A 13,936-nucleotide genomic window follows, 5' to 3' on the forward strand; every position below is an offset into this window, starting at 1 on the left:
ATCATGGATAGCGCGTCCGACGTCTTGGCGGCGGCCAAACCGTGGTTCAAGATTTTGCTGGCCGTCGGAATGGTCGGCATTGGCATTCTTCACTTCGCGAGGCCAAAGCCGTTCATCCGCATCGTGCCCACATGGCTGCCAAATCCGCGCGCGCTCGTCCTGGTGAGCGGCTTCTTTGAGATTGCCGGCGGCGTCGGGCTGCTCCTTCCCTTCACGCAGCGGCTGGCCGCCTGGGGTCTCATCGTACTTTACGTGGCCGTATTTCCGGCCAACGTCCATATGGCGGTCCATCGCATTTCCTTGGATCCAAAGCGCCCGATCCCGCCGTATCTTTTGTGGCTACGCCTCCCCTTCCAATTGCTGTTCATCGCCTGGGCGTGGTGGTTCGTGTGACGTCGTGCTCATGCCAAGCCAATACTCGGCGCCTCCGGCTCCCCCGCCCGATGACCGCCGCGCGCAATCCGAGCCAGCGTGCGCGGTGCAAGCATCCGCGTGGGCGCATCGAGCAGATGGGCCAGCCGCATGAATCGGATGTACGTGTCGATGTCCGAAAAGGCCGTCTGGAGCACCCGCTGCGAGCCGGCGAGCACCAGCTTGCTCAGCGGCGACGGTGCCGCGCCCGAGAGCACCGATACCCATGACCGATCCTCCATCAGCGCGATCTGCCATGGCACCGCCAGCACGGCCTCGAGGCTCCTTTGGAAGCGGTGCGAGAACCCCGTAAGGTTCCCGTGCCGCGCGAAGTGCGCATCCAATTCGCGATCCAGCCGCTCGGCCCCCAGCGACGCCACGGTCATCCCCTGCCCGTAGCGCGGATTCAAACTGCACACCGCATCGCCGATGATCACCAGTCCGTCGGGAAAGCGTGGGAGTCGCCCCCAGCGGCGCCAGCGGTTCTGCGTGTTGGCATAGACCACCACGTCGCTGGTGGCCTTCGACGCCCGAACCAGCCTCGCGAGGTGCGGCACGCAGAGGGCCTCCATGCGGTGCGCCATCTCGTCGATCGTGCGGGGTGGCCGCGGGCTCCCATATCCGATCGCCGAGCACAGCATCCTGTCAGGCCCGAAACGGATCGCCACGCCCATGTGCGGCTCCCGCGGGATCGCAGGCAGCGTGGCCAGCGCCACCCAATCGTCGTCGATCCCCTTGGGCGGCTCGAACCACGCCGATGCATAGACCACCCCGGCATCGACGGTGAGCTCCTCCACCGCGGATAGCCCCGCCGCCTCCAGCCAGCGACGAGACGGCGTACCACGGCCCATCGCGTCCACCACCAGGTCCGCCGAAAGCACGTCGGAGACGCCCTCGCGGGTGAACTTCACCCCGGTGATCCGCCCGTCCCCGACCAGGCTTTGCACCGTGCTCCCATCCAGCACGCGGATGCTGGCATGGCGACGCACGTTCCGGAGGAGCAACTGTTCCACCTCGGCGCGCGTGCACGGGCGGATCGGCACGCCCGACCGCGCACGCGGAAGCCAGCGCCCCTCGTAGGCCACCCGCGTGTGGTGCGTGAGGTCGGCCTCATCACGGCCCATCTCGTCGAGCCAACTCGCCAGCTCGGGGATCAACCGGGAGAGCGTTACCAGCCCGCCGGCCAACAAGATGTGCACATGGGCCCCGTGGGGCGTGTGTTGACGCACGTCGGCCCTGTCCGGGTATCGATCGCGCTCGATGAGCGTCACCTCGGCGAAGTGGCGAGTCAGTGTGCCCGCGGTGGCCAGACCCGCGATTCCGCCGCCCAGCACTATGGCATGCGCCCCTTTGAACGACTGCATTTGTTCCGTCATGGTGATTTCAGTCTTGGCACGAGTGGCAAATAAGAACGAATGGCCCTTGGGGCCGATCGCGACGATATCTTCTTGGGGCCGGCGGCGGCGGCCGGCCTGTTAATGCTCCGTTAAATGCGCACGGGGCCGTTTTTACGGAGAAAAACATGCACCACGCGCGGTGCAAACCGGACGGCCGGCGGGCATGCGGGAGCTCTCCGCCGAGACGTATTCCGCGTTGGGGACGTTGCGGTCGTTCATTTTAATGATTTAGTATCAATGAGCACTCGACTCGTGATCGGTTGAATATCACCATACCGACGCTGAGACGAATCACCTTACAAGCGGCTAGAACAGCACGAGGAATATGGCACACATAGCACCGGTCTATGACACGCTGATCATCGACATCGGCGATGTCTTGTTTACTTGGTCGGCGGAGACGAAGACCGCGATCTCTCCTCGGACGCTACGCAAAATCTTGAACACCGCCACGTGGTTCGAATACGAAAAAGGCCAGCGAAGCGAGGTGGACTGCTATTCCACCATCGGCCGAGAACTGGATTTGTCGCCAGACGACATTGCCGCAGCCCTTCGAGGAGCTCGAGACTCCTTGATGGCCCGCACCGAAATGGTCACCCTCCTCCGAGAGCTCAAACCGGGCCGCAGGGTGTATGCGATGTCCAACATCTCCGAACCGGACGCCATCGTCCTCCGCAACAAGCTTCTCGACTGGGACGTCTTCGACCGCGTCTTCACCTCGGCGGCGGCAGGCGCACGCAAGCCCAACATTGATTTCTACCAATACGTCTTGGAGCAGACGGGGGCCGATCCACGAAGAACCATCTTCGTGGACGACAGGCTCGACAACCTGGTCACTGCTCGCTCTTTCGGCATGCGCGGCGTGGCCTACGATCATTTCGCCAACGTCGAACGTACGCTTCGAAACCTTTGCGGAGATCCCGTGGAGCGCGGCGAGGCCTTCCTTCACGCGCATGCGAAGAACCATCTATCGTATACGTCGACTCACCAGACGATAAACGAAAACTTCACCCAGCTTCTCCTTCTCGAGGCGACGGGCGATCCCTCATTGGTCGACTACACCGAGTACGAAGGCCCTTTCAATTTTTTCCGCGAGGCCGAGCAATCCGCGGAATTTCCATGCGACGTCGATACGACGTCCGTGGGGCTCACCGTTTCCGAGCGCATCGCCCCGTCGATCAAAGATGGGGTCATGGACGAGATCCTTCGGCTTCGCAGCTCCGATCGTATCGTCCCCGTGTACTTCGATCGCCGTCGATCGCGCCTCGATCCCGTCGTCTGCACCAATGCCTTGACCTTGTTCTACGCCAACGAACGCGGTCACGAGCTCGCGGAAACGCTCGACTGGGTCCATCGCGTGCTGCAATACCGCGCTTACATCGAAGGAACGCGGTATTACGAATCCCCCGAAGCCTTTCTCTTCTTCATCTCTCGTTTGCTCGACGTGGCCCCGGAACTTCGATCGCGGCTCGGGCCGCTCTTGGCCGCTCGCGTGCGCGAGCGGCTGGGCGCACGAGGCGATGCATTGGCGCTCGCCATGCGGTTGATCGTTTGTGCCAAGCTAAACATCGAGGCATCCGTCGACGTCCGAACGCTTCTCGATTTACAAGAGGTGGACGGTGCGTGGTCGGGCTGGTTCTACAAATTCGGCTCTTCCGGCGTTCTCAGTGGAAATCGCGGCTTGACCACCGCGCTGGCCGTCAAGGCCATCGAGGGCCAACGCCGCCTCCGGAATGCGATCGCCAGGCCCACCGCGGACAGCATGGAGATCGCCAGGCCCCAGCGGCGCGATGGCGTCATCGAAAAGCGCGCTTCGAGGCGGCCATGTGCCGGGCTGGGGACCTCCGCGACCAAAAAGCCGTCGGCATCGTGCGACAAGGAGACGGGGATCGCGTTCAGCCGCGCGGACCAGCCCACCGGATAGTCATATTGCGGCAGGACGACGTGGCATGGGCCATCGCCTTCCAACATGAGCGCGATCACGGCGATTTCGCGCTGGACCTCCGTCACGCGGCATCCGCCGGAGGACACGGGCTGCGCGCGAGGGGTCTCGGACGTGGTGACCACGGCCCCACGCGGCACCCACTCGTCGTAATAGTCGGGAAAATACTCGAGCGTGGCAAGCTCGTGCACGTCGCCGCGAAAGCCCGTGTCATGGTACTTCGGCCAGGCACGGTATTTCATGGACGCGATGCCGCTCGCGACGAGCAGCACCAGCATCGCATAGGGCGCCCAGCGGCGCGGAGTCCACGCGACCACCAGCCCTGCGGCCACGGCGGTGAAGAGGGAGAGAAATGCAAGGAGCCTGCAAGGGAAAAGCAGCAACCGCAGCAGCGGCAAGGTTTCCCACGCCACCGAGGATATCCGGTGCATGAGGAGCGTCGACACGGCGGCGCCAATGGGAACGGAGAAAGCGAGGACCCGCTCCGTGGACGTGAGCGCGCGTCGGCGGCGCACGAGCATGACGAGAAAGAGCGCGAGCACCGCCCAACCGGCGATGCCCAAGGTAAGCGGTAGTTCGCGTCGTTTGCCATCGAGCGCAAACAGGGAGGCCATCGGACTGAAATAGAGGTGGAAGTCCGATGCGGGCCCAGGCGAGCGAACCCAATGCATCTCCCAAAGCACCGGAACGGCATACGCGGCGGCAAGCGCCGGCCCTGCGGCGAGCGCGAGCCATGCACCGAGGGCGCGCGGGCGTCGAAGCAAGGTGGCAAGTGCGGCGCCGCCATACGCGGGAAGTGCGATGCACGGGTGGCAAACGAGGATGGCGGCGCCGGCCAGCGCGAGCTTCACGGCATCGCGAGGATCGTCCCGCTCCTCGGTGCGCAGGTAGAGGTGGAGGAACGCCGGAAGCAGCATCATCGCCGCGTACTCCGTAAAGTCGCCGCGGACCGAGATGTTGGCGGTGGCGTAGAAGGAGCCGACGAAGGTGCCGGCCGCGGTGACGCCGGCCAGACGGCCCGTGCGCGTGCCGACCAGCCGCCATACCCCCGCGAAGCCTGCGAGGGTCGCGAGAAAGAGCGTTACGGCCAGCGCCCTTTCCAAGCCGAGCAGCGGCACGAAGATGCTGCCCACGTAGAACAGGCCCGGCTGGTAAAACGTGAATTGCGGCTCTCCGAGCCCTCCGCGCACGAACGTGGACCACTGGGGAAAGAGAGAGCCGGCCTTCAACGATGCGTAGAAATCTGCGAACCGAAGATAGTTCGAGAGGGTATCGTCCGCCCAAAACGCTTGGCCAGGCGCCGCCACCCACCACACACGGCACGCGTACACGGCGAGAACGACCGCATACGTGGCGATCACGATCGAGGGCAGATCCGCGGTACGAAGCTTGGCCATGATGGAGGGCGGGTGGATGCCAGTCGCGAGCTTACGCCCGACCAAGGGCGCACGGCACGCAAACGACCTTCGAGAAAGGGACATCTGACGTCAACATCGCGCGAACGGCGCCGCGACGACCTGAGGGCCCCAGCAGCCCCCCCTCATGGAGCAGGCCGCACCTGCACGATCCGAGCAATCGAAGGGACATTCTCCGTATTCAGCAGAAAAAGCATGTAATGGCCCGGCGGGGTCACATGAGGGCTACTTGGAACGTGCACGATCAAGTTTTGGGCGGCGCTGCGCTCGAACGTGAGCCAATTGAAGCGCTGGTTCTCGTTGAACGAGTGGGTCACCGAGCCCAATCGAACGAGGCTCACGGCGCGAATCGAGGAGGCATCCTCGGTGGTCACGTTGAAGGCCTGACCGTATTGCACGCTCGACGGCGCGGCCGTGATGCGCGGGCGCGCACCGCGAAAAAGATAGGGAGGTGCATACAGCTCAGCAGTCGCGTGCGACGGGATCGGCGGGCCGCCCCCCTGCCCTCCGCCGGCCACGAGCACCTGGCCATCGGGAAGGAGCAACGCCGTCGAATGATACGTTCGAGCTTCGCTCATCGGACCGGTTTCGAGCCACTGGCGTGTCTCAGGATTCCAAATTTCGGCGGGAAGCACACGATAGCCCTCGTCTTCGTACGCGGCGCTGGGATCGCCACCGCGCCGCGTGCCCCCGGTCACCAGCACTTGACCGTCCGGCAAGATCGTCGCATTGGCCTGCTTACGTGCATAATGCATGGATGGCGTCGGGGTCCACGCGGGCGACGCCGCGTTCAGATCGATGGTCTCCGCGCTGCTCTCCGAGAGCTGCTCGGTCGTCGTCCCGCCCCCCAGCACCAGGACCTTCCCGCTGTCGTACATGACCGCGGCCCCATAGTCGCGAAAGACGCCCCGCCGCGGCCCTTCGCGTAGGGTCGGCTGAGGGGCCAAATCGATCCAGTATGTGCGCTGCGAAGCGCTCGGAACGAAAATCGACCCGTTCGGCGCCACGAACGTCCACGGATAATAGATGTACCACCCCGCGTCGACGCTGCTCGTTCGCGGTATTTCGAGGTCATTCCACCCGAACTGGTTTGGCAGTTGGCGATTGCGCCAAACGTTCTCGCTATCCGTGCGCACGATGTACACGTCACCGCTACCGTCGGCATACGCCGCTGAGGAGACGTCACGCGCATTGAGGCTCTGTTCTCCCATCGGATGCTCCGCAAAATCGGGGAACGTGCCGTTGGGTTGCATTTGGCTGCGCCACAAGCGCCCATCGAGGCCCACCATGTGAACGAGGAATCGCCCACCCGCGCCGCGCGCCACAGCGATGGCGGTCGCCTTGTTGCTCGGCGAGCCCACCGGGCCCGCGGCAAAGTCGGCAAACTGCCCGTTCGGCTGCTCGTGCGAGTGCCAGATGCGACCGTCGGTGCCAATCATGAAGAGCTCGACCGAATCGTCGGCGAGCGGTACGGCGAGAAGACGCGTGGCCAGGTTGCTGCGACTGGCCACCGGGCGCTCGGCAAAGTCAGGGAACTGTCCATCGGCGGCCTGCTCGCTTTGCCAAAGGTGATTGTCGATGCCAACCATGAACGCCGTCATGCGCCCGGACTTCCGGCGCACAACGGTGAGATCGATGGCCTTGTTGGCCGTGGACCCCACGTGACCGGCTGCAAAATCCGGAAAGGACCCATCGGGCCGCATGACCGAATGCCACATTTGATTGTCGAGCCCCACCATATACACGTCGAGGCCGCGATTCGGTAGCGCGACGGCCGCAATGCGGCTCGCTTGATTCGCCGAAACGCCAACGGGACCCTCCGCGAAATCAGGAAAGGTTCCGTCAGATCGCTCGTGGCTGCGCCATATGCGATTGTCCAAACCGCGCATGACCATATCGGTGGAGCCATCCGATGCGCGCACCCCGACGATTTGCCGCGCCCTGTTGGCCGCGCTGCCCACGGGCTGGCGGAAACCGCTCCAGCCGCCAAGCTGCCATAGCTCCACTTGCTGGTTTGGCGTGCCATCGTTGTGCGTGCCGCTGTACGAGCCGCCGATGGCCATCATGCGTCCGTCGGCAAGAGGTGTGAGCGTCGGGTACCAGCGCTCGACATTCATATTGGCGACCCGCGACCATGTCTGACTGGTGGGATCGAACAAGTTGACATCGACGACACCGCGATCGGCAGCCGATCCCGCGGTGCGGTCATGACCGCCAATGACCATCACTCGGCCGTCGGGCATATGCGCAAAGCCCGCGCAGAAGAGATTCGTATTCGGGTTGGGCACGTTCACGAAGCGGCTGGGTGCACCGAGAGGTTGCGTGGGATCCCAGACCCAGGCATGAGGCGTCTTCGCACCAGCGTCGCCCGTGGGAATGTTGTCGCCGGTTTTCTCGTACCGCGGCCAGAGGAGCACACGCCCCGACGGCAAAAGATCCGTATGCACAGCCACCACGCTCCAATCGGGAACGGACGACCAACTGCCAACGATTTGCGACTCGACAGCATGGGTCGCCGCCGGGCGTGATACGGGTGCGCGGCTCGGCGCAGGCTCGGCATGGGAGATCTCGGCGAGAACGTCTTCGGTGGACGCAAGGCCATAGAGGGTCCGCCGGACGTCACGCGCCAAGTCGACGAAGGCCAGCGTCGGTGAGTGCTCGCGGGGGCTCGGGACGCTCCCCGTGAGCGACCGAGCGATGGCACCAATGTCGCCCATCCTCCCCGTCAGCAATGTCCACTTCGAGCCATTTCGAAATCCCTCGGCCCACTGGTGAAAGCGCTCCGGCGTATCGTATTCCGGGTCGATGCTGAGCAAGACGATCCGCGGCTTGACCGCCCCGGGCAGCCGCTCGATCGCCTCGGTGAGCGCATCGAGCCGCTTGGCCAGCAACGGGCAGCTCTTCTCGCACCGTGTAAAGGTGAACCCCACCAAGACGGGCCCCTCCCGTAGCACCTCGTCGCGAAAATGCACCGCGCGCCCGTGCGCATCGACGACAACGCGGTCAGGGATCCGAGCCGCCGTCCCGACCGCAACCGTCGTATCCGGTTTTTCCTCCTGCGAATCGGCGCGACACCCTGCAAATGCGAGCACGGCTGCAAGGAGGCATTGTATCGGTCGCATCATCGGTGATCTCCTGACTCATAAGCTCTCTCGGCCCCCGCGAATGCCACGTTGCGGTCAAATCATCGCGTGCGGCACAAGCGTGGTACGTTTCGGTCCCTGCGGAGGAAGACCGCGCGCCAGCACGGTGCCCGGCAAGATCGAAGCGCATGAGCAAAGAGGTAAAAAATGCGGCGCATGTCGCATTGACTCACCGCGGAGCCCAACGCCGCGATGATCTGGTCAAGGCCGCGCTGCGCATCATCGTGCGGGAAGGCCCGGGCGCCGTCAGCCTTCGCACTGTCGCCAAAGAAGCGGCGGCGAGTCACGGCCTGGTCGCTTATTACTTCGGCACGCGCAGCGCGCTCATGGTCGCGGCGGTCGAAACCGTGTGCAGCTACATTGCGACGACCTTTGGCGCGATCATTCCCGACTTGGAGGCGGCGGCCCCCGATCCGTCCAAGTTCGCGGCCGTGCTGGTCCGCTACAACATCGACCACGTCGTCAATCACCCCGATATTGGCCTAGCGCTCTACGAGGTCAACCTCGCCGGCATCCGCGATCCGGATTTGCGCCCGGTGCTCCTCAAATGGGGCAAGGTTCACGCGGCGCTGTGCCGCAAAGCCTTCATCGCCCTCGGCTCGAACGAGCCGGAGAAAGACTATGCCTTCGTCCTGAACTCCATCGGCGGTTTGATCCTCGGGCAGTCTGCCCTGCCACGCAGGAAGTTCGAGACGGAAATCTTCGCGCCCGCCGTGGAACGCCTGGTCCACAGCATTCTCCGCGTGCGCGCGCCGAAGTAGATCCTGCGCGGCCATTGCGCGTTAGAGCATGGCCACATTGGTCGGTAGACCCAAGAGCAGACGCCCGGTGACTTCGTACGTCGATTCGCCGACCATCATGTGCTGCGTCGCGACGTGCACGTCGCGCAGGCAGCGCTGGATCGGGGAAGCCTCGAACACCGCCGTGCCGCCCGCCGTGGTATGCATCCGGTTCACCACCGCAGCGGCTTCCTCGGTGGCAAACGTGGTCGCCAGGCGGATATCGCGCCGATGCTCGGTGGAGATACGGCCCGTTTCGACGGCCGCGGTCCACGCCGCATCGACCGCCTGCAGTAAAAGAGCGCGCGACGCCCGCAAACGCGCCTCCGAGCGGGCCACATGCTCCTGCGTCGAGGCGCGCTCGGCGAGCAGACGCGTGCTGCCTTGTGGGGTCTTCTGCGTCGCCAATTCGACCAGGCTGTCGATCGCCAGCCGGGCCACGCCCAGGGCGACGGCCGCGATGCCCAGCCCCAGCAGGCCAAACAGGGGAAACCGGTACAAGGGACCGGGCAGCGGCGTATCGGCCATCAATGCCGCCGAGCGGGCGGCCGGCACGAACAGCTCGTGCACGGCGAAGTCATTGCTGCCCGTGCCTTTCAGCCCGAGGGCATGCCAGGTGTCGTGAATCTCCACTTGGTCCGCGCTGAACACCATGGATCGCACATTGGGCGTGCCACCCGATAGCATTTCGGGTTTGCCGTCGGCGTCCAGCACCAAGCAGCCGCCGGTGAGAACGTCCGCGTTGCGGCAGCCAGAGCCCCACGGCCAACGCCCATTGACGAGAAAGCCTTCGACGCCATTGCGTGTGGTGCGACTCGCCTGCCCTCTCGGCGCGAACACGCCCGCACACTTGACCTCCGGGCTGGCAAAGAGCACCCGCGCTTCGGCCTGGGGCAGGTAGGCGCCGACGATCGCCGACGTGCACGAGATGAACGTGCACCAGGCCGCCGAGGCGTCCGCGCGGGCCAGCCGCTCGATGACGAGCACGAAGGTATGCACATCGACTTCGTAGCCGCCGAGCGCCGCGGGGGTGAGCATGCGGTAAAGCCCGGCCGCCGCCAGCTCCGTCGCAATGTCCTGCGGCAGGAAGCGCTGCCGTTCGATTGCCGCATTGGCCTCCCGCAGCCTCGGCGCCAGACGCTCGGCCGTATCCATCAACTGCTGACGCCTGGACCGCCCCGCCACCTCGGAATCGTTCTGCATCGATGCCTCCCGTGCTTTGGACAAAAGTTATCCAGTCGGATAATTCGTGTCAAACGATATTATCCGAGTGGATAACTCCCGACCAACCGACAGCTTTCCGCTTCCGAGCCCAGCGTCATCGGGGTTGCCCCCACCTTGCCGTTACGCGGCGACGCCGATGGTCAGTGTGACGGTGTAGCCATCGGTCACGTTGCCGGTCGCGGTGGCCAATTCGAGGGAATAGCCGTCGCTGAATACGTTGTCGGAGGCGAGGCTCACCCGCGATAGGTTCGTGGCACTCTGGCTGTATCCCGAGGTGGCATAGACGGCCTGGCATGCGTCTTCGGGCAAGGCGAGCTGCGTGGTCTTGATCTTGTTTCCCGAACCGGTTGCCAAGGCAGCACTCGGGTAGACCTCGATGTGCATGTGTGGCCAGCGCCCCGAATAGCACGCGGGAAAGATGGAGATGAACGACACGGAACCATGGGCATCGGTGACTTGGACGCCGCGAAGATAGTTTTGGTCGGCCTGCGCGTAGAGTGAATAGTTGCCACTTTGGTCGCAATGCCAGAGGTAGATGGCATAATTCGAAAGCGCGGCACAATTCGCATTCGTGTTGACCAAGGTGAGGGTGACGGTCGTGAGGATCCCCTCGGCGGTGCCGCTCAGCGTCCCAAAGCTCGAACGAATGTCCGATCGCACGACGCCGCTCGTCGATAGAGCGTTGGGACCATTCGATCCATCGCCCGGATACGGTCCGGCGGTCTCTTCCGGGCTCACGGAGCACGAGCCGTCACCGTTTCCGGTGCCGCCGTCGCTTCCGCCTCCCGATGCATCGTCGCTTCCACAACCGAACAATGGGACCAGGCCGGCGGCCGCCAACCAGCGCAACGCCTGCCGCCGCTCGATGACCTGCGCCATGCGGCCCAAGTCGCGAAACAGGCCGGGGTCTTCGTGTTCATCTCGTCCCATGATGCGATGTCTCCTCCCGATGGACTCTAGGATCCAAATCTTGCGGAAGTCTTACGTCGGCCCCCCACTCGCCGTTCGCGCTGGAAAATAGCACCAGAAAGCGCGCACAATCGGTTGGTATGACGAGCTCGTGTCGGTAGGCGTTGACAGGTCGAGCTGCGCCGTCATTCATTAGGACACTTTACGAATGCAAACATCTCAGCGCGGTCTTTTCATTTCCCTCGCCATTCTGCTCGCGTCCGCAGCCACAGCGCCGGCGTGTTCGGACTCCAGCAACAACGCCCCGCCCCCGCCGGCCGGAGAGGTCCCCGACGGAGGGAGTGACGCTGGGCGAGACGGGAGCACGCTCCCCGATGGGCAAGCCCCCGACGCGAATCCCTCGAGCGGAGGCGATCTGGCGGAGCCTCATAAAAAAGACATTGCCATGCAGCTGGTCTCGAGCGCGGAAAACTCGTCGCTCGATTGGAAGGCGCAATACAAATACATCGAAGACATTCACGACGGGCGCGGATACACGGCCGGCATCATCGGCTTTTGCTCGGGCACCGGCGACATGCTGGAGCTCGTCGAGAGTTACCAAAAGGCAAAAGCGGGCAACGTCCTCGAAAAGTATCTCCCGGCCCTGCGCAAGGTGAATGGGACCGATTCGCACGAAGGGCTCGATCCGAACTTCAAACCCGATTGGGAAGCCGCGGCGGCCGATCCCGCCTTTCAGCACGCGCAAGACGACGTGCGCGATAGGATCTATTTCAATCCTGCCGTTCAGCAAGCCAAGAAAGACGGACTCGGCGCACTCGGGCAATTCGCGTATTACGACGCCATTGTCATGCACGGCCCGGGTGATACACCGGTCAGCCTCGGTGGAATTCGCAAGACGGCGATGGGCCACGCCAAGACGCCGGCGCAAGGTGGCAACGAAGTCGCGTACATTCGCGCATTTCTCGATGCGCGCGTCGCGGCCATGAAGACCGAACCCGCGCACACGGACACCGACCGCGTAGACACCGAGCAGCGCGTCTTCCTCGACCAAGGCAATCTCGACCTGCACACGCCGCTCGCCTGGAAGGTATACGGCGACAATTACCGCATCGAGCGGTGAGCACGCCGCGGCGCCCTCATTCGCGGCTGGACCGATGCGATCGGTCGTCGTAGCCTGAGCGTGCGCACATGAGTGTACTACGGAGCTTCGATCTCACGGGGAAGCGCGCGCTGGTCACCGGCGGCAACCGAGGCCTCGGCAAGGCCTTCGCGTTCGCCCTCGCCGAGGCCGGCGCCAGCGTGGCGATCACCGGGCGCGATGCCGCTGCCAATGCGACCGCGCACGAGCAAATGGCCGGCGCCGGCCATCGCGTCGTGGCGATCACCGCCGACATGACCCAGCGCGCCGACGTGGAACGGTCGCTCGCCGAGGCCATCGACGGTCTTGGCGGCGTCGACATCCTGATCAACAACGCGGGCCAGTGCATCCACAAGGCGGCATTCGACGCGACGGATGAGGAGTTCGACCAAGTCTTCGACCTCAACGTGCGCGGCCTCTGGCTTTGCAGCAAGGTTTTCGGCAGGCACATGGCCGACCATCGAGGTGGCGTGATGGTCAATGTCGGCTCGATCTCGGCGCTGATCGTGAACCGACCGCAGATGCAGGCATCGTACAACGCTTCCAAGGCCGCCGTTCACCAGCTCACCAAGTCCCTTGCGGTCGAGTGGGCACCGCACAACATCCGCGTCAACGCGCTGGCCCCCGGGTACGTGAAAACCGAGATGGCGCCGGTCGACAAACCGGAGTTCCGGCGGATGTGGATCGAAGACTCGGTTCAAAAGCGTTACGCAACCCCCGAGGAAATCGCGCCCAGCGTGATCTACCTCGCCAGTGACGCCTCCGCGTTCATGACCGGCTCCGTCCTGGTCATCGATGGCGGCTACACGGTTTACTAAACTACATTTCGATTCATGCCAACGGGTTCCGATTGACGCCCGATTGACGCGTCGATGGCATGAGCACAGCGCGCGTTCGAATATTGGATACCTTTCGTTTATGGTTTCGCTTCGAAAATATATATAAAATTTAACCAACGAAGACGCACTAGGCTTTCGAGATGTGACCCGACACATTTGATCCGCCAATCTCGCTACCAAGCGTCGCAACCCAGCAGTTCGACACTTCGCGGATTGATGAATCATGCGCCGGGGCCCCATCTCATTCGCAGTTACATACAGTTATTTCAATTTGGAACGGAGAAAGCCAATGCGTATCGTCCGCAGTTTCCTCGTCGCGTCCTTGGCAGCAGGAAGCCTGGCCATGATCGCGCCCATCTCGGCGCACGCCGCCACCGGCACCGTGAACGTCTGTGGAGACACCTACGTAGACCCGAGCGGCGACATCCACTGGGATGGCAGCGGTGGCCGGCTCAATCAATGCTTTCATTCGAGTTCGCCGAGGGTGACGAACAACACCGATGAGGCGATCTATATCCTCGTGCAGTTTGGACGAGATGAGCCCACGGCGTGGTACAAGGTCGAACCTGGCGAAAGCAAGAACATCCCATTTGGCTTCTGGGGGATCCGCGCCAACTAAACCACCGAGCACGATCCGCGAACAGCGTCACAAGAGAAAGTAGGCCGCCAGGACGCCCAAAAAAGAGTCGCAGGATCGCCAGATGAACGAACACTAAACCCTTCTTTTGGGTTTATTACC

9 protein-coding genes and 2 pseudogenes are annotated in these 13,936 nt (G+C 63.5%); 6 read left to right on the forward strand and 5 right to left on the reverse strand.

Translation table 11 applies throughout. The features are described from left to right. Positions 1–3 precede the first annotated feature (3 nt). Complete coding sequence (locus LVJ94_26670; GenBank protein WXB00495.1) at positions 4–393, forward strand: DoxX family protein; 390 nt, start codon at positions 4–6, stop codon at positions 391–393. An 8-nt stretch (positions 394–401) separates the two neighbouring features. Here the strand turns inward: LVJ94_26670 and LVJ94_26675 are convergent, their stop codons facing one another. After that, entirely contained in the window at positions 402–1,787 is a 1,386-nt protein-coding gene (locus tag LVJ94_26675) for an FAD-dependent monooxygenase (protein WXB00496.1), read from the reverse strand. A gap of 346 nt (positions 1,788–2,133) precedes the next feature. Here LVJ94_26675 and LVJ94_26680 point away from each other — a divergent pair, with 346 nt between their 5' ends. After that, a complete protein-coding gene (locus LVJ94_26680; GenBank protein WXB00497.1) occupies positions 2,134–3,732 on the forward strand; it encodes an HAD-IA family hydrolase in 1,599 nt (532 codons plus the stop codon). Positions 3,733–4,049: 317 nt separating this feature from the next. Here the strand turns inward: LVJ94_26680 and LVJ94_26685 are convergent. Continuing rightward, a pseudogene (locus LVJ94_26685) lies at positions 4,050–5,147 on the reverse strand (hypothetical protein). Positions 5,148–5,290: 143 nt separating this feature from the next. Beyond that, entirely contained in the window at positions 5,291–8,290 is a 3,000-nt protein-coding gene (locus tag LVJ94_26690; protein WXB00498.1) for a DUF1929 domain-containing protein, read from the reverse strand. Positions 8,291–8,436: 146 nt separating this feature from the next. Here LVJ94_26690 and LVJ94_26695 point away from each other — a divergent pair, with 146 nt between their 5' ends. Next, entirely contained in the window at positions 8,437–9,069 is a 633-nt protein-coding gene (locus LVJ94_26695; GenBank protein ID WXB00499.1) for a TetR family transcriptional regulator, read from the forward strand. Between the two features lie 21 nt (positions 9,070–9,090). On the opposite strand, the gene LVJ94_26700 is transcribed toward LVJ94_26695, so the two are convergent. After that, entirely contained in the window at positions 9,091–10,290 is a 1,200-nt protein-coding gene (locus tag LVJ94_26700; protein ID WXB00500.1) for an acyl-CoA dehydrogenase family protein, read from the reverse strand. Positions 10,291–10,431: 141 nt separating this feature from the next. Further along, positions 10,432–11,241 (reverse strand): dioxygenase, encoded by an 810-nt coding sequence (locus LVJ94_26705; protein ID WXB00501.1) that lies wholly within the window; start codon positions 11,239–11,241, stop codon positions 10,432–10,434. A gap of 400 nt (positions 11,242–11,641) precedes the next feature. Between LVJ94_26705 and LVJ94_26710 the strand changes: the two are divergent. The 3 genes and pseudogenes from LVJ94_26710 to LVJ94_26720 all read left to right on the forward strand — a co-directional run bounded on the left by LVJ94_26710 (position 11,642) and on the right by LVJ94_26720 (position 13,816). Continuing rightward, a pseudogene (locus LVJ94_26710) lies at positions 11,642–12,340 on the forward strand (chitosanase). Positions 12,341–12,408: 68 nt separating this feature from the next. After that, entirely contained in the window at positions 12,409–13,176 is a 768-nt protein-coding gene (locus LVJ94_26715; GenBank protein ID WXB00502.1) for a glucose 1-dehydrogenase, read from the forward strand. A 310-nt stretch (positions 13,177–13,486) separates the two neighbouring features. Next, positions 13,487–13,816 (forward strand): hypothetical protein, encoded by a 330-nt coding sequence (locus LVJ94_26720; GenBank protein ID WXB00503.1) that lies wholly within the window; start codon positions 13,487–13,489, stop codon positions 13,814–13,816. The last annotated feature ends 120 nt before the right edge of the window (positions 13,817–13,936 follow it).

The organism is Sorangiineae bacterium MSr11367 (assembly GCA_037157805.1).
GTDB lineage: Bacteria > Myxococcota_A > Polyangia > Polyangiales > Polyangiaceae > Pendulispora > Pendulispora rubella.

Bases quoted from the DNA above. Each gene is read 5' to 3' on its own strand.
- LVJ94_26670 (WXB00495.1), top strand. From the start codon at position 4: ATGGATAGCGCGTCCGACGTCTTGGCGGCGGCCAAACCGTGGTTCAAG.
- LVJ94_26675 (WXB00496.1), bottom strand. From the start codon at position 1,787: ATGACGGAACAAATGCAGTCGTTCAAAGGGGCGCATGCCATAGTGCTG.
- LVJ94_26680 (WXB00497.1), top strand. From the start codon at position 2,134: ATGGCACACATAGCACCGGTCTATGACACGCTGATCATCGACATCGGC.
- LVJ94_26690 (WXB00498.1), bottom strand. From the start codon at position 8,290: ATGATGCGACCGATACAATGCCTCCTTGCAGCCGTGCTCGCATTTGCA.
- LVJ94_26695 (WXB00499.1), top strand. From the start codon at position 8,437: ATGAGCAAAGAGGTAAAAAATGCGGCGCATGTCGCATTGACTCACCGC.
- LVJ94_26700 (WXB00500.1), bottom strand. From the start codon at position 10,290: ATGCAGAACGATTCCGAGGTGGCGGGGCGGTCCAGGCGTCAGCAGTTG.
- LVJ94_26705 (WXB00501.1), bottom strand. From the start codon at position 11,241: ATGGGACGAGATGAACACGAAGACCCCGGCCTGTTTCGCGACTTGGGC.
- LVJ94_26715 (WXB00502.1), top strand. From the start codon at position 12,409: ATGAGTGTACTACGGAGCTTCGATCTCACGGGGAAGCGCGCGCTGGTC.
- LVJ94_26720 (WXB00503.1), top strand. From the start codon at position 13,487: ATGCGTATCGTCCGCAGTTTCCTCGTCGCGTCCTTGGCAGCAGGAAGC.